Consider the following 20,065-nt stretch of genomic DNA (forward strand, 5'->3'; position numbering starts at 1 on the left):
ACGATTTAACAAAATTTAACTGATAAAGATATTTATGGAAGCTAATATCGCTGTAAATTCTGATAATAAAGAGACCTGGAGCGGAGGTGGAGTGAAACCATTTGGCGCTAGTTATGGTAAAATGATGATGTGGTTCTTCATCTTGTCTGATGCTTTAACCTTTTCTGGGTTCTTAGCTGCTTATGGTTTAACACGTTTTAAGTTTATAGATTCATGGCCGATTGCCGATGAAGTATTTACTCACGTTCCTTTTTTCCATGGTAACTACCCAATGTATTATGTTGCATTCATGACATTTATTCTTATTGTGTCTTCTGTAACTATGGTTTTAGCTGTAGATGCAGGGCATAAAATGCAACAAAAGAAAGTAGCACTTTATATGTTTGTTACTATTGTTTTCGGATTAATATTCGTTGGTTCTCAGGCTTGGGAATGGAAAACATTCATTAAAGGTTCTTATGGAGCTGTTAAAACTACAGATAATCATATATTACAATTCGTTAAAGATGGAGAGCAGATCGCTTTAGCTGATTTTGTTCAGGGAGATAGAACTGACGGAAGAGTTCAGCACTCAAGAAAGAACGGATTATGGTTTACTAACGAAGCTACAATTTCTCAATATTCAGTTGCTCAGGTACAAGAAGCGTTTAAAAACGATCCTTCTTTACAAGTTAGAAGTGAAAAAATTGATTTAGCAACTAAGAAGAAAATCATCTTATCTAGAGAAGAAAGTCTTAAACAAATGGCTAAAGTAAAATTAGTTGTTGAAGGTGCGAATTTACGTGATAACGAATACGGTAATCCAATCTTTGCAGATTTCTTTTTCTTTATTACAGGTTTCCACGGTTTCCACGTATTCTCAGGAATTGTAATTAATATCATTATCTTCTTCAATGTTGTTTTAGGAACATACGAAAAAAGAGGACACTACGAAATGGTAGAAAAAGTTGGATTATATTGGCACTTTGTAGATTTAGTTTGGGTATTCGTATTTACATTCTTCTACTTAGTATAATTAATATTTAAAAGTATTTTAAAATGGCAGGTCATTCACACGAGTCAAATAAAAGAATCTGGATAGTTCTAGCTATATTATCTATAATTACAGCAGTAGAAGTAGGTTTAGGTATTGTTAAGCCAGATGCATTACACTTACATGGTCCAGGAACAAGTTGGTTAAACTGGATATTCATTATCCTTACTTTAGCTAAAGCTTATTATATCGCTTGGGCGTTCATGCACTTAGAAGGAGAGAAAAAATGGTTTAGAAGATCTATAGTATGGACAGGAGTTTTCTTAATTTGTTACTTATTATTTATAGTACTATTAGAAGGCGATTATTTATATGATACATTAGCACCATTAATTAAATGGTAATAATATAAAATTGGTGGTTTTAACCACCTTTTTTTTGCTTTAAACTATACATTTTCATGAAGATTAGTAAAAAACATTTAGTTCTTTTCATCCTATTCATAGTTCCTTTATTATTCTATATATATCTTCAAATGGGAACTTATAATTTCGGTAAATTACCTGTGGTTACAAAGGATGTTATAGATGTAAGTAATATTGATAGAAAATTTAAATTCAAAGGAAAAGTCACTGTCGTTAATTTTATTGGTAAGGATACTACAAATAGTAGAGGTGAAATTTTCAATTTGAATGAAAAGATTTATAAGAAATTTTACGGATACACAGATTTTCAATTAATTTCATTTGTAGATGAAGCCTATAAAAGTCAAACAGAAGAACTGGCAAAGAAATTAGGTAAGTATACAAACATGGTTAAATGGAAGTTTTTATACGCTTCTAAAGTTGAGATAGATGCACTCTATGAAAGTTTTCAGACCAATGAAAAACTAGATGCTAATATTCATTCTAAAAAGGCTTTCATAATAGACAAAGAAGTAGCTTTGCGCAGAGGAGAATCTACTATAAAGAAACTTAAAGAAAAGAAACTTTATGGTTATAATATGCAATCTGTAGCTGAATTAAAAAATGATATGTTCGATGATGTTAAAGTTGTTCTAGCAGAATATAGTTTGGCATTAAAGAAGAATAATAGAAGTGAAGATAGAAGAATAAAAAGTATATCAAATGAAGAAAAGTAATTATTCTTATATAGGGATTTCATTTATAATCTTACTATTTGGAATCTACTCAATCCCTAAAATTGTAAAGCATTTTCAAAAACCTGATTTACACAAATTCAATAAAGTACCAAGTTTTGAATTTGTAAATCAAAAAGGAAAAACAATAACCAATAAAGACTATGATGGAAAGGTTTATGTCGTTGAGTTTTTCTTTACTACTTGTCCAACAATATGCCCAATTATGAACAGGAAGATGGTTACAATACAGAATGAGTTCTTAGGGAATCCTAATTTTGGAATTGCATCATTTTCAATTACACCAGATAAAGATACTCCTGAAGTTTTAAAAGAGTATGCAGATAACTATAAGATATCACATGTTAATTGGCATATGTTAACAGGTAAGCCTGTAGATGATGTGTTTAATTTATCAGAAACTGGATTTAAATTACCTGTTGGAGTAGGTGGAGAAGAACATGGAGGTTTTTATCATTCAGGTTTGTTTGCTTTAGTTGATAAAAATGGATTTATACGTTCAAGGTACGACGAACATGGAAATCCAATAATGTATTACAGAGCATTAGAAGAAGAAACATTTCCAGATCAAATTACAGAGTTAAAACAAGACATAAAATTATTATTAAATGAGTAATTTAACTGTTCAAGAAAAGAAGTATAAGAATTTTATTACGATAGTTTCTATTGTAATACCGATAGCCGTAGCAGCACTTTTTAGAATAAAATTATCTAATGTAGAACCATTAAGTTTTTTGCCTCCAATTTATGCAACAATGAATGGAATTACAGCTGTTTTATTAGTCTTTTCAGTTATTGCAATAAAGAAAGGAAATAGAAAAAGACACGAATTGTTAAATACTTTAGCAATAGTTTGTTCAGCATTGTTTTTGGTAATGTATGTTGCTTATCATATGACCTCTGAATCTACACCTTTTGGAGGAGAAGGTTTCGTTAAATACGTTTATTACTTTATATTAATTACTCATATATTATTATCTATTATAATTATCCCTTTTGTGTTATTTACATTTATGAGAGCAAAACTGGGACAATTTCCACAACATAAAAAACTAGCAAAAATTGCTTATCCATTATGGTTATATGTTGCAGTTACTGGAGTAATTATTTATATCATGATTTCACCCTATTATGCTTAAAAGAATTTTATTTTTTTTATTATTGATTTCTTCGCTAGCAAACGCACAATGTGCAATGTGTAAAGCCGTTATTGAAGGAGGTGATGAGTCTGTTGCCGAGGGAGTTAACAATGGAATTACCTATTTGATGGTATTTCCATATTTATTAATTGGATTACTTTTATTCTTCTTATACAGACATAGAAAAAAAACTAGTAATTAATTTCGTTCTTTTTTTGTAACATATTGTTTACTTTGTCGTCATATCGATACTTACTAAATAAACAAAGATTGTGAAGAACAAAAAATTACTACTGTTATTTCCTTTTTTATTAGTTTCTATACTTTCCTATAGTCAAAAAAAATGGACATTAAAAGAGTGTGTAGATCATGCTTTAAAGAATAATATACAGGTTAAAATAAATGAACTTAATGTTCAAGTTGCAGAAAAAGATGTAAAAAGTAATAAAGCTAATTTCTTGCCTTCTGTTAATGCTTCAACAGGTGGAAGCTTAAATTTTGGTTCTACTTTCGATCCTGTATCTAACGACAGGGTATCTACAACTACATTTGGAGGTTCTTTAAGTTTAGGGGTAAGCTACACAGTATTTAATGGTTTTAGAAATTTAAATACATATAAACAAGCTAAATTAGGTGTAGAAAGAAGCAAATTAGACTTGGAAGTTATTGAAAATGATATTGCATTAAGAGTTGTGAATACATATTTAAATGTGTTGTTTGCTAAAGAAAATTTAGAAGTAGCCAGATTTCAAGCAGATATAAGTAAAAAACAAATAGAAGGAGCTCAAGCTCAGTTTGATTCAGGTTCTATTCCTAAAGGAGATTTGTTGAATATTCAATCTACAGCAGCTAATGATGCACAAAATGTAGTAACACAAGAAAATAGTTTAAATATAGCTCTGCTAAATTTATCTCAACTATTACAAGTTAGCTACGAAGGATTTGAAGTTGCAACTATTGAAATAGGTTCTCCTTCTGCGGCATTACTATATAGTAGTTCTAATGAAGTATATCAAAAAGCTTTAAAGAGCAGACCTGAAATTGAAAGAGCTAAGTTGAGTATAGAAAACTCTGAATTTGGAATAGAGATTGCAAAATCAGGTTATTTACCTTCTATTTCTACATCAGCTAATATTGGATCTAATTATGGTTTTAATTTAGATTTACCTCCTGGTTTTTCTAATACAGGATTATTTACTCAGCTAGATAACAACCTTGGTTATGGTTTAGGTTTTAGTATTAATATTCCTGTTTTTAATGGTTTTAGAAATGATGCTAATGTTGAAAGATCTAAAATTCAAAAATTAATTTCTGAAAACAATTTAGAAATTGAAAAATTAAGTTTAAAGCAAACTATAGAGCAAGCATTTTTAGATGCTAAAGCTGCTGCAAAAACTTTTGAAGCTGCAAGTATCTCTTTAGAATCACAAAATGAAGCTTTTAAAAATGCTCAAGCAAGCTATGAATACGGAGCTATGACAAGATTCGATTATGATCAAGTCCGTAATCGTTTAGTAAATGCCGAATCTGCTTTAATTAGAGCTAAATTTGATTATATTTTTAAAACAAAAGTTTTAAAGTTTTATTACGGAGAAAATATTTTAGATTAAAATAAACGACTAACTATACTTATTTTAAGCCTTGCAAATTAATTTGTGAGGTTTTTTTATATATATAATATATTTGCATAAAAATTATATTAATGGCTTTAATTTTAAATATAGAAACATCTACTAAAAACTGTTCCGTTTGTATTTCTAATAAAGGTGAAGTTATAATATCTAAAGAGTTAAATGATGTTGGTTATTCTCATGCAGAAAAATTGCACCCTTTTATTTTAGATGTTGTGAAAAGTTCAGGGGTTTCTATAAATGATTTAGCTGCTATAGCTGTAAGTAAAGGTCCTGGTTCTTACACTGGTTTACGAATCGGGGTTTCAGCAGCAAAAGGGCTTTGTTTTGCTTTAAATAAACCATTAATAAGTATAGGAACATTAAATGCTTTAGCACTTTCTATAGATGTAAAAGAAGATGCTTATATCATTCCAATGTTAGATGCTAGACGTATGGAGGTGTATTCAGCAGTTTTTACTAATTCTAAAGAGCAAGTTAGAGAAGTAAAAGCTGAAATTATAGATGAAGATTCATTTAAAGAATATGCTGATAAGAAAGTTTACTTACTTGGTGATGGAAGTGAAAAATGTAAAGAGGTCTTTAATCATTCTAATTTTGTGTTTGTAGAAGGTAAACATCCTTCTTCAATCCAAATGGCAGAATTAAGTTATATAAAGTACAAAAAAAACGACATCGAAGATGTCGCTTATTTTGAGCCTTTTTATTTAAAAGATTTTATGGTTACTCCACAAAAGAATAGTTATAAAGAATTATAGTACCTTAAAATTCTAAATAAGTCTTTTTTTCTTTTATGTTTTAATTTGTTTTTTTTGGCAAATTCTTTAACCTGATCTTTTTTATCACCCATTATCTTAAAAAAAGCTTTCTTTTTCTTTGGAAGTTTTTTTAATTCACCTTTTCCAAAGTCTAAATAGTAAACATCTTTTATTCTTTTAAACCTTGCAGGTTTAGAATTTTCGTAACTAGATACAGCTTGCTTTTCCTTAAGGAATTTTACTTTTTGTTTAGATAATAAGGTGAAGTTTTTTAAAGGTAATTCTTCCTTATAGTATCCGATAGTTTCTGTTACAGGATCTTTATGAACGCTGTAAGCAATTTTTAAACTACTATTATATACTCTGTTTCCTTCTTTTCTTGGTAACTCGTATGTTTTTGAGTTCGACTTAATTTCAACAACGTCTCTATAAGCATTGTATCTAAAAAGTACTTCATTTGGATATTCATTAATTTTACCTTGGAAAAAATCTTTAACGATATAAGGAGACCCTTCTACTCCTGTATAATCTACATTTTTCCCTTCTTTACTAATTAAATCACTAAAGAATCTACCTCTTGAACTCCCCGAAGAACCTATACTTTGTGCGAAAGTAGTAGTAGTGATTAAAAAAACTAAAACCTTAAGAATGTTTTTTGTCATGATTTTTGTATTTACTCTATTTTTGAATTTCAACCGAATGTGGATAAGGTATTTCAATCCCCGCCTTATCTAATTCAATCTTTGTGTTTTCTATTATATGAAAATATGCATCCCAATAGTCAGAAGATTTAACCCAAGTTCTTGTGATAAAATTTACAGAACTATCAGCTAATTCTCCTACTAATACCACTGGTTCAGGATTTTTTAATGTAAAAGGTGTGTTTTCTATAACAGATAAAAGTACTTTTCTTGTTTGTTTTATATCTGCATCGTAAGAAACACCAAATGTTAAATCAACACGTCTTTTTTCTTCTGATGAATAATTGATAATATTTCCATTAGATAATATTCCATTAGGGATAATTACTTCTTTGTTATCTACTGTATTTAATTTTGTTGTAAAAATCTGTATGTCTTTTACAACTCCTTGTTCTCCTTGAGCTTCGATGTAATCCCCAACTTTAAATGGCCTAAAAATCATAATAAGAGCACCTCCAGCAAAGTTTGATAGTGAACCTTGTAATGCCATACCGATTGCTAAACCAGCTGCAGCAATAATAGCAGCAAAAGAAGTAGTTTCTACTCCAAGTTGACCGGCAACTGTTACTAGTAAAAAGATTTTTAAAGTCCAGTTAACTAAACTTCCTAAAAAACCACGGAGAGATGTATCTATATCTCTTTTTTCCATTAATTTCTTAACTGTTTTAGTTATAATACCTATAACCCATAATCCAATAATTAATAACAATAAGGCTGCTGCTACTTTTGGAGCATATTCAATTAATACATCTTTGAATTTTTCTATGTTTTTTTCCATGTTTTGATTGATTGTTAGTAAGAGCTATTCAATTCAATAGCTTGGTTATCTACATCAATATCTAATATGTTCGCCTTTTTTTTTATGGCATACATGTAGTATAACAGTTAAAAATAAATAACTCCTACCTGATTAATAAAATTTTAAATGTTTTTGGGTTTTAATTAACATAATTACTAATTAAACAAATGAAAAACGCGGTATCAAATACCGCGTTTTATAAAAGTAGTAGCTTTGTTTTTATTTATTTAACCTCAAAGGTTACTTTTAAGTTTACTCTAAATTCAGATACTTCATCATCTTTAACAACAACACTCTGCGATTGAACAAAAGCTGATTTGATGTTTTTTACAGATTTTGATGCTTGATTGATTGCTTTTTTTGTAGCATCTTCCCAGCTTTTTTCAGAGTTAGCTAGAATCTCGATTACTTTCATTACTGCCATAATACAATTTTAATTAATTACTAACACAAATATAAACTTTTTGATAATCAGAATCAAAAAACACTCCAATGTTAAATTAAAGTAAACAAAAGTTTGCTTAATGGTAAATTAATCGTTATATTTGTAATATAAATGTTAATGAATAAATGTTTTAGATATGAAAAAATTTGTAGTTTTAGTTTGCTTCATAGTTATGGGAAGTGCGTTTGCGCAAAATGAAATAAAACCTTTATACGAGAAAGAAGGTGATTTAATTAAAGTAACTCACTTTCATAATAATGGTAATGTTAAAGAGCAAGGTTTTTATAAGGATAAATTATTACACGGTAAATGGGTGATTTATGATGCAAAAGGAGATAAAAAAGTTATGGCTTTTTACGAAAAAGGTAAAAAAGTAGGTAAGTGGTTTATTTGGGATAAAGATGAATTAAAAGAAATAAACTATGAAAATAATTCAATAGCTAGTATACAGTCTTGGAAAGAAAGTACTAAAATAGCTGTAAAGTAAAAACTACTACATAGATATATAAGTAAAAAAGCGAGATCATTAATGATCTCGCTTTTTTACTTATATATAAAAAAATATTATAAACCTCTAGTCCAACCAGCAGTCCAAGTTGGAGCAGCAGCACCGTTACCAGCACCAGTTGCAGTTCCTTCAGTTAAGAAAGATGAACCAGCAGCACCAGTATAATCAGTAACTTGGAAACCAGTAGCGTTATTAGCAAACTGAACATTCGTCATAACCAAATCTCCGTTTTCAATTCTAACACCAGCTTCTGCATCAGTAGACTTAACTTTAACCCCTAAATCAACTGCAGAAATGTAGAAGTTATCGATAGTAAAGTTACCACCACCTTCTTTGTAGAATAAAGCACCTTCAGTTACAGAACCTACAACAGTAATGTTTCTTAGTGTTAAGTTAGTTACAGGAGCAGCATCACCGTTATCTCCGTTGTTAGATGCTTCAACACCAGCTTTAGCACTTCCTGAAATATATACGTTTTCAATTGTTCCATTGTACCCATCAGCAACATCTAATGAATCATCACCAGAATTTGTACAAACTAAGTAGCTTCCGTTTACAGTACCTCCGAAGAATTCGATACCATCATCACCACCTTCGAAAGATTGTACATACTCAACAGTAGTTCCGTTACCAACACCGAATAAAGAAAGTCCGTTAAACTCTTTTGAAGAGTTGAAAGTTGCACCAGTATACTCAATTCTTAAGTAACGAATAGAACCTGAATTATCATTAGTAGTACTTCCACCGTAAGTTAAACCAGCAACTTCAGAAGTGGCTACAGAACCTACGTTTGTTGGAGCTTTACCACATACTACTAGTCCTCCCCAGTCTTTTGGAGCAGGGTTAGAAGAACCAGAAGTCATTACTACTGGGTCAGAAGCAGTACCTTCAACAAAGATTTGACCACCTTGAGCTACAGCAATGTAAGAAGAAGTACCTCCTGTTGCCTTAATAGTAGTACCAGCAGGAATAGTTAATTTACCACCATCTTTTACTACAAAAGAGCTAGTTAATAAGTATTCAACATCAGCATTTAAAGTAACTTCTCCAGTTACTTCACCAGCTAAATTTTCTGAAGTAACACCACTGTTACTTAAACCTCTTGTCCAACCAGCAGTCCAGTCTGGAGCAGCAGCACCATTACCAGCACCTGAAGTTACACCTTGAGAAATGAATGATTGGTTTGCACCAGCATAGTCAGTCATTTCAAATCCTGTTGCATTAGAAGCAAACTGAACATTAGTCATAACTAAATCTCCATTTTCAATTCTAACACCAGCCTCAGCGTCTGTATCTTTTACCTTAACACCTAAATCAACTCCAGATATATAGAAGTTATCAATGTTAAAGTTTCCTCCACCTTCTTTATAGAATAAAGCACCTTCAGTAACAGGACCTACAACTGAAATATTTTTTAAAGTAGCGTTAGTTACAGGAGTAGCATTACCGTTATCTCCATTATTAGAACCTTCGATACCAGCTTTTGCACTTCCTGAGATATACCAGTATTCACCAGTACCAGCCCATCCGTCAGCGAAATCAATTGAATCATCTCCTGAGTTAGTAGCAACTAAATATTTACCATTAACAGTACCTCCGAAGAATTCGATACCATCGTCTCCACCTTCGTAAGATTGTACATATTCAACAGTAGTTCCGTTACCAACACCGAATAAAGAAAGTCCGTTGAATTCTTTAGAAGAGTTGAAAGTAGCACCAGTATATTCGATTCTTAAGTAACGAATAGATCCAGAGTTATCATTAGCTTCAGTACCACCATAAGTTAAACCAGCAACTTCAGAAGTAGCGGTAGAACCTACGTTTGTTGGAGCTTTACCACAAACAACTAATCCCCCCCAATCCTTTGGAGCAGGTGTAGCAGCACCAGAAGTCATAACAACTGGATTGTCTTGATTACCATTTACAAATATTTTACCTCCTTGAGCAACAGCAATGTAAGAAGAAGTACCTCCTGTAGCCTCAATTTTTGTTCCAGCAGGAATGTTTAAAACTCCTCCGTTTTGGATAACGTAAGCACCAGTTAACTTATAAGTTACACTAGCATTTAAAGTAACTTCACTAGTTACGTCTCCAGATAAATTAGCACTAGTACATGGTTGACATGAAGAACCCCCACAGTCAACTCCAGTTTCGTCACCATTTTGAATTCCATCAGAACAAGAAGCAGTCTGAACAGGATCATCGTCTCCACATGATACAACGAAAGCTAAAGTAGCAACCATCATCATTAGGCTAAAAAATTGTCTTTTCATTTTTTTTTAAATTTATAATTTTATATAGAATTTCCAATGCTACAAATGAAATAACCCAAGATTAATTTAATGTTTTACAAAAATTAATCTTGGGTTATTGGATTGTAAATAAAATGTTATGTGTATTTAGAACTTATATGATAGAGAGAAATTAAGATTTACACCTCTTCTAAAAGATAAAATAGTAACATCTTGGTTGTCTTGGAACCTTTCGATACTTGGGTTTAATAAGTTTTTAGCAGAAATACCAATACTCATATTTTCATTTATTGCAGACTTTAAGATCAAATCTAAAGTCCCATAGCCTTTATCTACCAAGTTTCCTTTTCCTTCAGTTCCTAAAGCGAAAATTCTATCTGTAAAATAATTGAAAACTATAGTAGATTGTATATTCATACCATTTCTAAAATCTTTTAAATATGTAAAGTCAGTATTTAATAAGAAGTCAGAAGCTCCAGCAAAACCATCTTCTTCAAAAGAAAAGTCCACACTATTTCCAGGATTTTCTCTGATTACTTTTTCTTTATCTAACTCTTGATTGTGCATCATGTATGAACCATTAAATCCAAAAGTTAATTTATTATTTAATGTTTTGTCGTTAGTTTCAGTTTCGAAATTGAAAAGTTTTTTTCTTAATTCTAATTCGACACCATAGGCAATACCCCAGTCACCAGTGTTTGCATAACTAATATCATTAGAAGCAGAGTTAATTCTTACTTCATTAATTGGATTTGCAATATACTTACCAAATAAACCTGCTGAGATAATTTCTTCTTTTTCAGGATAGAATTCCCACTTGAAATCAACATTATAATTATCTGAAGAATATAAGTTAGGATTACCTAAAGAATTATTTACGATATCTTCAAATAAGAAAGGAGCTCTTTCTTTAAATTGAGGTAATGTATATGTTTTACTAGCAGCAAACTTTAAATTGTTTTTGTCGTTTAAAGTATATTTTAAAGAAACAGATGGTAAAATTTGAGTTTCATCTAATTCACTTTGTCCATTTAGGATAGAAGTGTTATAAAATAAAGATTGACTGATTTTTTCTCCTCTTATACCAAAAATACCAGTGAATTTATCAGAAAATTTATATTCAAACTGTGCATAAGCAGCATTAATATTTTGCTTACCACCATAAGTTTGTGGTAAAAGCACATCTATAGTACTACCTAATCCTCCTCTAAATGTTCTAATGGTAAATAAACCTGCATTAAAGTTATCTTGATTGAAATAGCTATCTAAATTATAAACATCGTTAATGATAGGTTGTGTTACAGTTCTTAAAGTAATAGCAAAGTTGAATTGAGTTGCGTCAAAATCAACATCTTTAAATCTTCCACTATAACCTAATTTTAATTTAGCTCTGTTAATGTCGTCTGCATCTTTGGCAAACTTGTATGTAATACTAGAATTTGCAGCAATTTCTTCTTCTTCAAGGTCAGAGAAGAATCTATGGTTATCAGAATCATTACTGATTAATAAGAAAGACTTTGGTCCGTTAGGTTCGTCATTTCTATTAGGTAAAACAGTAGTTTGTTTTCTGTCTGGAACGTTGTTTTTGTTAAAGTTATACGAAGCTCCCCAATCAAATTCGATATTTTCTCCGAATTTATGATCTCCTAATAATTGGTGAACAAACAATGTGTTTTGCACATAAGTTTGTCTTTGTATAACAGCACCACCTTCTGGAGCATTATCAAAAATATCATAGATACCTTGGTAATCGTCATGACTATTACTAGAATTATTTACCATTAAACCGTTATACTTGAACTCATGAGATTTATACTTTAAACGTAAGTTACCCATTGCTGTAGTATTCGTGTTATATGAATAAGATTCTCTTGTTAAATCTCTACGCGCTACACCAGAAACGTTTACATCTGCTCTTGTAACTCCTTGTTGATATGTAAAGTCGTTATTGAAAGAACCAACAGCAAAGAAACTTAATCTTGTATTGTCAGATAAATCAAAAGAATCTCCTCCTTTAATTGCAATTGAAGTATTTACTGGAGCATTTCCTTCTTGTCTATCCCAGCTAGTTGTAAAATTGTAATTGTTTAATGGAAATGCAGGATAGTTAGTTTTATAAAAACCAAAACTATTAGGACCATCTGAACCATAAAAAGTTTTATTATTAGCTACAGTATTAATTCCTGAACCTAAGCTGATTTCAGCAAATCCTTTTCCTTTATATACTTTTGAAGAAATATCAACATTAGCACCTGCAAAATCACCGTAATTACTAAGTGCGTAAGTTTTGTCAATACCGATATATTCAACAATATCAGTAGAAAAAATACTTAAGTCGATATTCTTTTTAGAAGGATCGTTAGATGGTAAAGGTAACCCGTTAAGAGTTGTTACATTATAACGATCTCCTAAACCTCTTACGAATACAGTTCCTGAACCTTCTTCTTTGGATACACCAGTAGTTTTAGTAACAGCTGTAGCAACATCGCTTACACCTTTTCTTGCAAGTTCTTGATTTCCTATTTTTTGTTGGATAACAACTGCTTTTTTTTGCTCTAATAAAAGGGCACTTTCTTTTTCTCGACTTACAGTTGTATTAATTTGAACTTCTTCTAATTGCTCCCCACCACTAGAACCAAGTTCTTGATTAATCACTAAAGTTTTTCCAGATATTATAGTAATTGGTTTTTCAATAGTTTGATAACCAACAAAACTAAAAACTAATGTATGGTTTCCAGCTGGTACAGATATGGTATATTTTCCATCTAAATCTGTAGTTCCTCCAATAGAAGTACCTTTAATAAAAACATTAGCAAAAGGTAAAGTATCGCCATTCATTTCTTTATCAGTAACAGTCCCCGTAACTGTACCTTTATCTTGTGCACCGACCATTTGACACAGATAAACTAAAGCAACTAATAAAATTTTTTTCATTTTTACGTATTCTAAAATCAATTGCAAAAGTCTACTGAAAGTGTAAACAAAAGGTTACATATAAATTAATGTTACATTATTAGAATGTTTATTTTATGTTAAGTAAAGGAATAATAAAAGTTAAGCCAAATAAAACAGCTACTTTTAGGTTGAAGAAGTAGCTGTTTGTTTATTAGTGGTTTATGTGCTTTAATAAGCTAATCGTTAATGAATTTTATTCCAAAGAAATATGTTCTAGGTCTAGAAGGACCGTATACATAATTAGCATCTCTATTAACACCTTGATCAAAATCTTGTTGATAACTGTCAAAAATATTTTGGATACCTGCACTAATTTGAATCTTTGAATGTTCGTGTTTATCAAGTGAAATACTATAAGATGACCTGAAGTTTAATTCAAAAAAGTCAGAAGTTTTCTCTAGTTTATCTTCAGTAGTAAATCCTGCTAAATGTGGAACGTACATACTTCCTGTATAAATACCAGAGATATTATTTTGAAACTTTTTAGTTGGAGCGTATGTAATTATGAAGTTTCCGTATACATTAGGAGACTTGAAAAATTTATCTGCATTTTCTAAAGATATATTAGGATCATCAGACCAAGCAACGGGTGAATTAAACTTACCTTGTTGAACGGTTCCTCCGGTTTGAATGATCCATTTTTCATTAGGAGCGTACTTAGTTTCTAGATTTACACCAAAAACATTAGCATTATCTCCATTTCTTTTTTCCCAAATAACATCAGTTAATTGTTCTAAAATAAAAGGGTTAACAAGGTTGGTGTAGAAGCCTTCAAGTGTAAAAGAAAATTCACCTTTTTCTAAATTTTTATTCCAATCTAAAGAAGCAGTGAAACTATGAGAAGTTTCAGAAACTAAATTGTCACGATTTACTCTAACAGTTAATACTTCACCAGCTGCAATTTGAGCATGTAAGTCTTCAGTAAAAACTTGTGGTGCTCTAAAACCTTTTGCGTAAGAAGCTCTTAATCTAAGGTTATCATTAGCAAAATACATAACATTTAATCTAGGATTCCAAACAATATTTTCTTCGGTTAAATTATGAATATCTGCGCGTATTCCCCCTAAAACTTTCCATTTCTTATTAATTGTCCATTCTTGCTGTGCATAAATACCATAAGTTCTTAAAATTTGGTTCACAAAAGCATTAAACCCTGGTTTTTCATCAATCATATGATCATATTTATACTCGATTCCTCCAGTAAAGTTTCCTTTCCCTCCTAAGAAAGAGTTAAATTTATGTCCGTACTGAGCGCCTAAAACCCATGTTTCATCTTTTGATTCACCAAAACCAATAACTTGACCGTTTTGAGCAATTAAATCTTCGTCTCCGCCATAATAATTGTTATTTGACGATAATGAAGAAGAAACATAAGATGAAAAATTTTGCTTACCATCATTAAAAGAAGTTTCATAAGTAAGTCCTCCAGAAAGAACTTTTGAATCAATTTGTTCGGCAACATCACTTTTAAAAGGTTGTAAACTTAGTTTGTTTCCTCCTCTTCTAAATTCGTTAGTACTGTTAAATTCCGCTGTTAATCTTTCTGTTTCAGAAGTTCTTAGGTATCCTTTAAAACCAAAAGTTTGTGTTTCTAATTTTGTGATTTCAGTAAAAGAATCGCCATCATAATCAAAAGGATTTCTATTTCGGTACATTCCAAAATATGTTAAACCAGCAGTAGCTTCATCATTAACTACAGTTCCGTTTAAGGTTGTCGCTAGATCTAACTTTTCACCTTTAATTATTGATATATTTTGTCCAACTTGAAAAGTGTTTTCGACAGGGTCTTTAGTTATAATATTTATTGTACCCGCAATTGCGTTAGCACCATAAAGCGCAGAGCCACCACCACGAACAACTTCAATACGTTCAATTATATTTGTAGGAATTTGATCTAAGCCATAAACACCATTTAAAGCACTAAAAATCGGTTTACTGTCTACTAATATTTGTGAATAAGCACCGTCTAATCCATTAATACGAACTTGTGAGAAACCGCAATTTTGACAATTTGTCTCCATTCTCAAACCAGGTTGAAAATTCAAGCCTTCTGACAGGCTTACAGCTTGAGTAGCTTCTAATAATTTTGAATCGGTAACAGTAACTATAACAGGTGCAACTTTTCTGTTTAAATATGAACGAGTAGCACTAACTACAACTTGATCTAAACCTAATAAGTCTTCTTCTAAACTAATGTTTAAGATTTGATTTTCTGTTGAAGTAATATTTTTTTCTATTGTTTTGAATCCGATATTTTGAAAAACTAAAACATGGTTTTTAGATGTTAATTTAATTGTATAATCCCCATTTTCATTTGTTATAGTACCAATGGATGTATCTTTTATATATATAGAAACATTCTGGATAGGTTGATTTTTAAAAGAGACTTTTCCAGAGATAGTTTGTGCTTGAATTGTAATTCCAAGTAGTAAGAATATAATGTGATAAATAGATTTCATTTTACCTTTTCTAAAATTTATTTTGATGCAAATATAAACTAATTTTTAGACTTGCCTAAAAATTGAATTTCACTAATATAAATTTTGTATGTTTGCAAAAGGAAAAAATTAGTTATGTTTTCACAGTCCGAAGAAAATTATATTAAAACAATTTACCACTTAAGTATAGGTTTTGATGGAGGTATAAGTACAAATGCTATTGCAAAGCAATTAAATACTAAAGCATCTTCTGTAACAGATATGGTTAAAAAGTTGTCAGAAAAAGAAGTTGTAGTGTATAAGAAATATCAAGGTGTTACTTTAACTGATTTAGGAAAAAAAGTAGCGGCTAGCATTATTAGAAAACATCGTTTATGGGAGGTGTTTTTAGTACAGAAACTAAATTTTTCTTGGGATGAAATTCATGAAGTTGCAGAGCAATTAGAACATATCAAGTCTCCAAAGCTAATTTCTGAATTAGACGCATTTCTTGGGCATCCAAAGCAAGATCCGCATGGAGATCCTATTCCTGATGCTGAAGGAAATATTCATCAAATAGAAAAAAAACTATTATCAGTGTTAACTGAAGGAGAAGAAGGTGTTTGTGTTGGTGTTGATGATACGTCATCTGATTTTTTGAAGTTTTTAGATAAGCAAGGAATAGGTTTAGGAAATAGTATTAGAATAGTAGAAATAGAGCCTTTTGATGGTTCTTTCGTTATAGAAGTCAATGGGAAAGTGCTTACCATCTCAAATAAAATAGCAAGTAATTTATACATACAAAAAAGATGAGTTTTTTTGATCAACTAGTTAATTTCGCTAAAGAGCATCCAATACAGGGAGCGTTATATGCTTCATTGTTTACTTGGGGGTTAACAGCGTTAGGTGCTGCGTTAGTTTTCTTTTTCAAAAAATTGAACAGAGCAGTTTTAGATGGAATGTTAGGTTTTACGGGTGGAGTAATGGTAGCTGCAAGTTTTTGGAGTTTATTATCACCAGCAATAGATAATAGTCCGGGAGAAGGCTTTGTAAAAGTTATTCCTTCTGCAATTGGTTTTGCTTTAGGAGCATTAGCTTTATTTGGAATGGATAAATGGTTGCCACACTTACATATCAATTTTAAAGAAGATGAAGCTGAAGGTGTAAAAACGAATTGGCATAAAACTACATTATTAGTTTTAGCAATTACGTTACATAACATACCTGAAGGTTTAGCTGTTGGGGTTTTATTTGGAGCTGCATCTACATTGGTAGGAGTAGAGCAAACTGAAATGATTATTGCTGCTATTTCTTTAGCGATTGGTATTGGTATTCAAAATTTTCCTGAGGGATTTGCAGTAGCAATGCCTTTAAGAAGACAAGGTGTAAGTCGTAGAAAAAGTTTTTGGTACGGACAATTATCTGCCATAGTAGAACCTTTTGCAGCTGTGTTAGGAGCATTAGCAGTTTCTTTCTTTACACCAATTTTACCTTATGCTTTAGCTTTTGCAGCAGGAGCAATGATTTTCGTTGTTGTAGAAGAAGTAATTCCAGAAACACAAAGAGATAAATACACAGATATAGCTACGTTAGGTTTTATAGGTGGATTTATCGTAATGATGTCTTTAGATGTTGGTTTAGGGTAAAAAAGAATATGCTTATCCATAATGTGCAATAATAAACAAACGTCAACCTAAACTTGTTTCAGGTTCTCATCATAAATCCTTGTTTATTAAAATTATGTGATTCCGAAATGAATTCGGAATGACGCTTAAGCATCAAATATGATTTATAACGGATATTCAAAAAAAGAATAACACTTTATATAAAAAACGAAAAAAGACGCTAATTTTTTAGTGTCTCTTTTGATTTATACAGTAAGTTTTAAATGTTATAATCGTTTTAATAATTCCTCTGTTGAAATTACTTCAGCAAATTCTTCATTCAAATTCGCTAATGTGGTTTGATGAATAGTTTCAGCAGAGAAAACTTCACCGTTGATTCCTTTTCTATCAAAAGTTGCTGTTGCATCAGAAATTAAAAAGGTATTAAAACCTAAGTTTCCAGACATTCTTGTTGTCGTAGAAATACAATGATTTGTAGTTAGTCCAACAATTACAACAGTATTGATATTATTTTCTTCTAAAATCTCCTTTAGATTTGTTCCTATAAAAGCACTGTTTACGTTCTTAACAATTACAGGTTCGTTTGGTAAAGGTTTAATTTCATCACAAAGTTCGAAACCAGGATGCGATTCATGTAATAAAGATTTCGGATCTTGAGAACTATGCATAATGTGATATACAGGTAATTCAGCAGCTCTCCATTTTTCTAAAATCTCTTCGCATTTTTTTTCAGCATCTTTATTGTTTCTATTTCCGCCCCAATAATCTTCGTCTTCAAATCCTTTTTGAATATCAATAAGTAGTAAAGCGGTGTTTAAATCTTTTAAGCTCATAAGTAATTAGTTAGAAAAATCAATAATAGATTGTCTTTCTGTGTTTAAAGTAAGTTTTGTGATATCTGGTCTAGAATAATGTCCAACACAATCAAAATTATGACGTTCTTCTAATACTTTCTGAAAATCAATTTCTCCAGTAAAAAGTCCTTCTTTTCCTGTAGCTGGCGGAATTACCCATTCTCCATCTGGACCAGCAATACAAGATCCTCCGTTTGCTAAAACTTCTGGAGCATTTTTTACAACAACATCGTAGTTAGGTGTATCTTTCGGAAAATCTTCAATACTCATAAATCCGCTAACAGAAACTACGAACGATCTACTTTCTTTAGCGATAAATTTCGTGATATCGAAAGTGTTTCTTTCTGCACCAGGCCAAACGGCAACATGTAAATTTTCACCTTGAGCATATAAAGCAGTTCTTGGTAATGGCATCCAGTTTTCCCAACAATTTAAACCACCAACTGTAAAGTCTTTTAATGGGTGAACTTGTAATCCGTGTCCGTCTCCAGGAGACCAAGTTAGTCGTTCTTCGTATGTAGGTTGTAATTTTCTGTGAACAGATTTAATTTCTCCTAATTCATTAATGTAAACTAGTGAGCAATATAAGCTGTGATTTCCTCTGTTAGCAGCTCTTTCAATAATACCTAAATAAATAGCGATTGATTTTTCTTTAGCGATTTTGCAGATATCATCTAAATCGCCTTTTTCAATCTGAACAGAATTCTTAATATAATGAGCATGTATCTCTTTTTGGATTTGCGAATTGAATTCAGAACCATTAGTTATCGATAACCAAAACGGATATCCAGGTAATAATCCTTCACCAAATATCACAAGATCACAATTTTCATTTGCAGCCTTCAGTATATAAGATTTCACTTTGTCAATGGTCTTTTCTTTGTTCAGCCATACAGGAGAAATTTGCGCCATTCCAATTTTTAAGATACTGCTCATTATAGTTGTTTAGGTTTGTTTGTTACACGAATATATTCAAAAATGAGATGAGAATTTTAAAATGAAAACGGATTTAACAAATTGTTGTAAAATGTAGAGTTTGCAACAATATTGGTGATTTACAAGTGCATATACTTTATGCGTACACTAAAAAATTGCTTTTAATTAAATCTTGTTTTTTTTTTGAAGAAAATTAAAAACAGAAAAAAATGAATCTAAAACTAACGAGTTTATTATTGTTGTTTTTCAGTAGTTATTTTTACGCGCAGAAAAATATTCAATACTATGATTTTAAAAAAGGAGAGGTGTTAGATATACTTTTAATTAGTAATACCAAGAAAGATTTTAACAAGTTGTTCGATCGCTATAAGAAAACAATTTTTCCAGTTGGTGTAAAATATTCATTTACTCCACAGAAAGGCTTTAAAACAGATGAGCTTATTTTGGGAGGCTATCTTCCAAATAGTTTAGTTTTTGGTAAGTGGGAAAGTGTTATGAAAAGAGAAAGTTTTTTAGATGTTATTGAAAAAGAAGTGCCAGATTTTCACGAGCAAAGGAAAAGGTTATTTCCTCATTTTGAATTAGTATATTATGAAATTAAAAATGATATAAAATTTGAGATTGATCGAAATAAACATAATGTAGTAACTTCATTTTGGAAAAAGAATAACGAAAGTGAAAAATTTACAAAAAAATGGATTAAAGAAGTTGAAAAATCAGGTGGAAAGATTGTTATAAAACTTACAAAAGGAAAATCTCCTTTAGGCTATTATTATAATCCTACTTTAATTACAATTGTAACTTGGGAAACTAAAGAAGCATTTCAGTCTTTTTTAAAGAAGCATCCGTTGTCAACTTATAAAGATTTAAAACATGTACATCAATTTGTAATTGATTAAATTCACCACAAAAA

Annotated in this window: 20 protein-coding genes; 12 read left to right on the plus strand and 8 right to left on the minus strand. The window is 30.8% G+C overall.

Annotated elements, in window-relative coordinates:
• Nucleotides 1-34 precede the first annotated feature (34 nt).
• The 8 genes from ACSIGC_RS12235 to tsaB all read left to right on the plus strand — a co-directional run bounded on the left by ACSIGC_RS12235 (nucleotide 35) and on the right by tsaB (nucleotide 5,660).
• Entirely contained in the window at nucleotides 35-1,015 is a 981-nt protein-coding gene (locus ACSIGC_RS12235) for a cytochrome c oxidase subunit 3 (RefSeq protein ID WP_442265099.1), read from the plus strand.
• Between the two features lie 23 nt (nucleotides 1,016-1,038).
• The gene (locus ACSIGC_RS12240; RefSeq protein ID WP_442265100.1) at nucleotides 1,039-1,377 is read left to right on the plus strand and encodes a cytochrome C oxidase subunit IV family protein; all 339 of its coding nucleotides are present in this window, start codon (nucleotides 1,039-1,041) and stop codon (nucleotides 1,375-1,377) included.
• Between the two features lie 56 nt (nucleotides 1,378-1,433).
• Nucleotides 1,434-2,114: a hypothetical protein gene (locus tag ACSIGC_RS12245; protein WP_442265101.1), complete on the plus strand. Its 681-nt coding sequence runs from the start codon at nucleotides 1,434-1,436 to the stop codon at nucleotides 2,112-2,114.
• Nucleotides 2,101-2,748, plus strand: a complete 648-nt coding sequence (locus ACSIGC_RS12250; protein ID WP_442265102.1) for an SCO family protein — start codon at nucleotides 2,101-2,103, stop codon at nucleotides 2,746-2,748. Before ACSIGC_RS12245 ends, ACSIGC_RS12250 begins: the two co-directional genes overlap by 14 nt.
• Nucleotides 2,741-3,271, plus strand: coding sequence for a DUF420 domain-containing protein (locus ACSIGC_RS12255; RefSeq protein ID WP_442265103.1), 531 nt, complete (start codon nucleotides 2,741-2,743; stop codon nucleotides 3,269-3,271). The genes ACSIGC_RS12250 and ACSIGC_RS12255 overlap by 8 nt, the downstream gene beginning before the upstream one ends.
• A 55-nt stretch (nucleotides 3,272-3,326) precedes the next feature.
• Nucleotides 3,327-3,473: a hypothetical protein gene (locus tag ACSIGC_RS12260; RefSeq protein ID WP_442265104.1), complete on the plus strand. Its 147-nt coding sequence runs from the start codon at nucleotides 3,327-3,329 to the stop codon at nucleotides 3,471-3,473.
• A gap of 70 nt (nucleotides 3,474-3,543) precedes the next feature.
• A complete protein-coding gene (locus ACSIGC_RS12265) occupies nucleotides 3,544-4,881 on the plus strand; it encodes a TolC family protein (protein ID WP_442265105.1) in 1,338 nt (445 codons plus the stop codon).
• 92 nt (nucleotides 4,882-4,973) lie between these two features.
• Entirely contained in the window at nucleotides 4,974-5,660 is a 687-nt protein-coding gene (gene tsaB, locus ACSIGC_RS12270) for a tRNA (adenosine(37)-N6)-threonylcarbamoyltransferase complex dimerization subunit type 1 TsaB (protein ID WP_442265106.1), read from the plus strand.
• Here tsaB and ACSIGC_RS12275 read toward each other — a convergent pair.
• The 3 genes from ACSIGC_RS12275 to ACSIGC_RS12285 all read right to left on the minus strand — a co-directional run bounded on the left by ACSIGC_RS12275 (nucleotide 5,645) and on the right by ACSIGC_RS12285 (nucleotide 7,584).
• Nucleotides 5,645-6,322: a hypothetical protein gene (locus ACSIGC_RS12275; protein WP_442265107.1), complete on the minus strand. Its 678-nt coding sequence runs from the start codon at nucleotides 6,320-6,322 to the stop codon at nucleotides 5,645-5,647. The two genes, tsaB and ACSIGC_RS12275, sit on opposite strands and share 16 nt — an antisense overlap.
• Nucleotides 6,323-6,338: 16 nt before the next feature.
• Entirely contained in the window at nucleotides 6,339-7,139 is an 801-nt protein-coding gene (locus ACSIGC_RS12280; protein WP_442265108.1) for a mechanosensitive ion channel family protein, read from the minus strand.
• A gap of 244 nt (nucleotides 7,140-7,383) precedes the next feature.
• On the minus strand, nucleotides 7,384-7,584 hold the full coding sequence (locus ACSIGC_RS12285; RefSeq protein WP_442265109.1) for a dodecin family protein: 201 nt from the start codon (nucleotides 7,582-7,584) through the stop codon (nucleotides 7,384-7,386).
• 157 nt (nucleotides 7,585-7,741) lie between these two features.
• Here ACSIGC_RS12285 and ACSIGC_RS12290 point away from each other — a divergent pair, with 157 nt between their 5' ends.
• On the plus strand, nucleotides 7,742-8,092 hold the full coding sequence (locus tag ACSIGC_RS12290) for a toxin-antitoxin system YwqK family antitoxin (RefSeq protein WP_442265110.1): 351 nt from the start codon (nucleotides 7,742-7,744) through the stop codon (nucleotides 8,090-8,092).
• 77 nt (nucleotides 8,093-8,169) lie between these two features.
• Here ACSIGC_RS12290 and ACSIGC_RS12295 read toward each other — a convergent pair whose 3' ends face one another.
• From ACSIGC_RS12295 to ACSIGC_RS12305, 3 genes are all read right to left on the minus strand, one after another.
• The gene (locus tag ACSIGC_RS12295; RefSeq protein ID WP_442265111.1) at nucleotides 8,170-10,386 is read right to left on the minus strand and encodes a hypothetical protein; all 2,217 of its coding nucleotides are present in this window, start codon (nucleotides 10,384-10,386) and stop codon (nucleotides 8,170-8,172) included.
• A 126-nt stretch (nucleotides 10,387-10,512) separates the two neighbouring features.
• The gene (locus ACSIGC_RS12300) at nucleotides 10,513-13,299 is read right to left on the minus strand and encodes a TonB-dependent receptor domain-containing protein (RefSeq protein WP_442265112.1); all 2,787 of its coding nucleotides are present in this window, start codon (nucleotides 13,297-13,299) and stop codon (nucleotides 10,513-10,515) included.
• A gap of 197 nt (nucleotides 13,300-13,496) precedes the next feature.
• Nucleotides 13,497-15,779, minus strand: coding sequence for a TonB-dependent receptor (locus ACSIGC_RS12305; RefSeq protein WP_442265113.1), 2,283 nt, complete (start codon nucleotides 15,777-15,779; stop codon nucleotides 13,497-13,499).
• A 114-nt stretch (nucleotides 15,780-15,893) separates the two neighbouring features.
• Here ACSIGC_RS12305 and ACSIGC_RS12310 point away from each other — a divergent pair, with 114 nt between their 5' ends.
• Nucleotides 15,894-16,550, plus strand: coding sequence for a metal-dependent transcriptional regulator (locus ACSIGC_RS12310; RefSeq protein ID WP_442265114.1), 657 nt, complete (start codon nucleotides 15,894-15,896; stop codon nucleotides 16,548-16,550).
• Nucleotides 16,547-17,383 carry a ZIP family metal transporter gene (locus ACSIGC_RS12315; RefSeq protein WP_095074666.1) on the plus strand — a complete coding sequence of 279 codons (837 nt, stop codon included), beginning with the start codon at nucleotides 16,547-16,549 and terminating at the stop codon, nucleotides 17,381-17,383. The genes ACSIGC_RS12310 and ACSIGC_RS12315 overlap by 4 nt, the downstream gene beginning before the upstream one ends.
• 245 nt (nucleotides 17,384-17,628) lie before the next feature.
• Here ACSIGC_RS12315 and ACSIGC_RS12320 read toward each other — a convergent pair whose 3' ends face one another.
• Nucleotides 17,629-18,195, minus strand: a complete 567-nt coding sequence (locus tag ACSIGC_RS12320) for a cysteine hydrolase family protein (protein WP_442265115.1) — start codon at nucleotides 18,193-18,195, stop codon at nucleotides 17,629-17,631.
• A 6-nt stretch (nucleotides 18,196-18,201) separates the two neighbouring features.
• Nucleotides 18,202-19,152, minus strand: a complete 951-nt coding sequence (locus ACSIGC_RS12325; protein ID WP_442265116.1) for a carbon-nitrogen hydrolase family protein — start codon at nucleotides 19,150-19,152, stop codon at nucleotides 18,202-18,204.
• Nucleotides 19,153-19,361: 209 nt separating this feature from the next.
• Between ACSIGC_RS12325 and ACSIGC_RS12330 the strand changes: the two genes are divergently transcribed.
• Nucleotides 19,362-20,051 carry a hypothetical protein gene (locus ACSIGC_RS12330; RefSeq protein WP_442265117.1) on the plus strand — a complete coding sequence of 230 codons (690 nt, stop codon included), beginning with the start codon at nucleotides 19,362-19,364 and terminating at the stop codon, nucleotides 20,049-20,051.
• The last annotated feature ends 14 nt before the right edge of the window (nucleotides 20,052-20,065 follow it).

Source organism: Tenacibaculum aquaeponti, assembly GCF_052084715.1.
Classification (GTDB): domain Bacteria; phylum Bacteroidota; class Bacteroidia; order Flavobacteriales; family Flavobacteriaceae; genus Polaribacter.

Coding starts and splice junctions, on each gene's coding strand:
- ACSIGC_RS12310 (WP_442265114.1), top strand. CDS start 15,894: ATGTTTTCACAGTCCGAAGAAAATTATATTAAAACAATTTACCACTTA.
- ACSIGC_RS12295 (WP_442265111.1), bottom strand. CDS start 10,386: ATGAAAAGACAATTTTTTAGCCTAATGATGATGGTTGCTACTTTAGCT.
- ACSIGC_RS12285 (WP_442265109.1), bottom strand. CDS start 7,584: ATGGCAGTAATGAAAGTAATCGAGATTCTAGCTAACTCTGAAAAAAGC.
- ACSIGC_RS12290 (WP_442265110.1), top strand. CDS start 7,742: ATGAAAAAATTTGTAGTTTTAGTTTGCTTCATAGTTATGGGAAGTGCG.
- ACSIGC_RS12275 (WP_442265107.1), bottom strand. CDS start 6,322: ATGACAAAAAACATTCTTAAGGTTTTAGTTTTTTTAATCACTACTACT.
- tsaB (WP_442265106.1), top strand. CDS start 4,974: ATGGCTTTAATTTTAAATATAGAAACATCTACTAAAAACTGTTCCGTT.
- ACSIGC_RS12250 (WP_442265102.1), top strand. CDS start 2,101: ATGAAGAAAAGTAATTATTCTTATATAGGGATTTCATTTATAATCTTA.
- ACSIGC_RS12325 (WP_442265116.1), bottom strand. CDS start 19,152: ATGAGCAGTATCTTAAAAATTGGAATGGCGCAAATTTCTCCTGTATGG.
- ACSIGC_RS12330 (WP_442265117.1), top strand. CDS start 19,362: ATGAATCTAAAACTAACGAGTTTATTATTGTTGTTTTTCAGTAGTTAT.
- ACSIGC_RS12280 (WP_442265108.1), bottom strand. CDS start 7,139: ATGGAAAAAAACATAGAAAAATTCAAAGATGTATTAATTGAATATGCT.
- ACSIGC_RS12305 (WP_442265113.1), bottom strand. CDS start 15,779: ATGAAATCTATTTATCACATTATATTCTTACTACTTGGAATTACAATT.
- ACSIGC_RS12255 (WP_442265103.1), top strand. CDS start 2,741: ATGAGTAATTTAACTGTTCAAGAAAAGAAGTATAAGAATTTTATTACG.
- ACSIGC_RS12260 (WP_442265104.1), top strand. CDS start 3,327: ATGTGTAAAGCCGTTATTGAAGGAGGTGATGAGTCTGTTGCCGAGGGA.
- ACSIGC_RS12320 (WP_442265115.1), bottom strand. CDS start 18,195: ATGAGCTTAAAAGATTTAAACACCGCTTTACTACTTATTGATATTCAA.
- ACSIGC_RS12240 (WP_442265100.1), top strand. CDS start 1,039: ATGGCAGGTCATTCACACGAGTCAAATAAAAGAATCTGGATAGTTCTA.
- ACSIGC_RS12235 (WP_442265099.1), top strand. CDS start 35: ATGGAAGCTAATATCGCTGTAAATTCTGATAATAAAGAGACCTGGAGC.
- ACSIGC_RS12300 (WP_442265112.1), bottom strand. CDS start 13,299: ATGAAAAAAATTTTATTAGTTGCTTTAGTTTATCTGTGTCAAATGGTC.
- ACSIGC_RS12245 (WP_442265101.1), top strand. CDS start 1,434: ATGAAGATTAGTAAAAAACATTTAGTTCTTTTCATCCTATTCATAGTT.
- ACSIGC_RS12315 (WP_095074666.1), top strand. CDS start 16,547: ATGAGTTTTTTTGATCAACTAGTTAATTTCGCTAAAGAGCATCCAATA.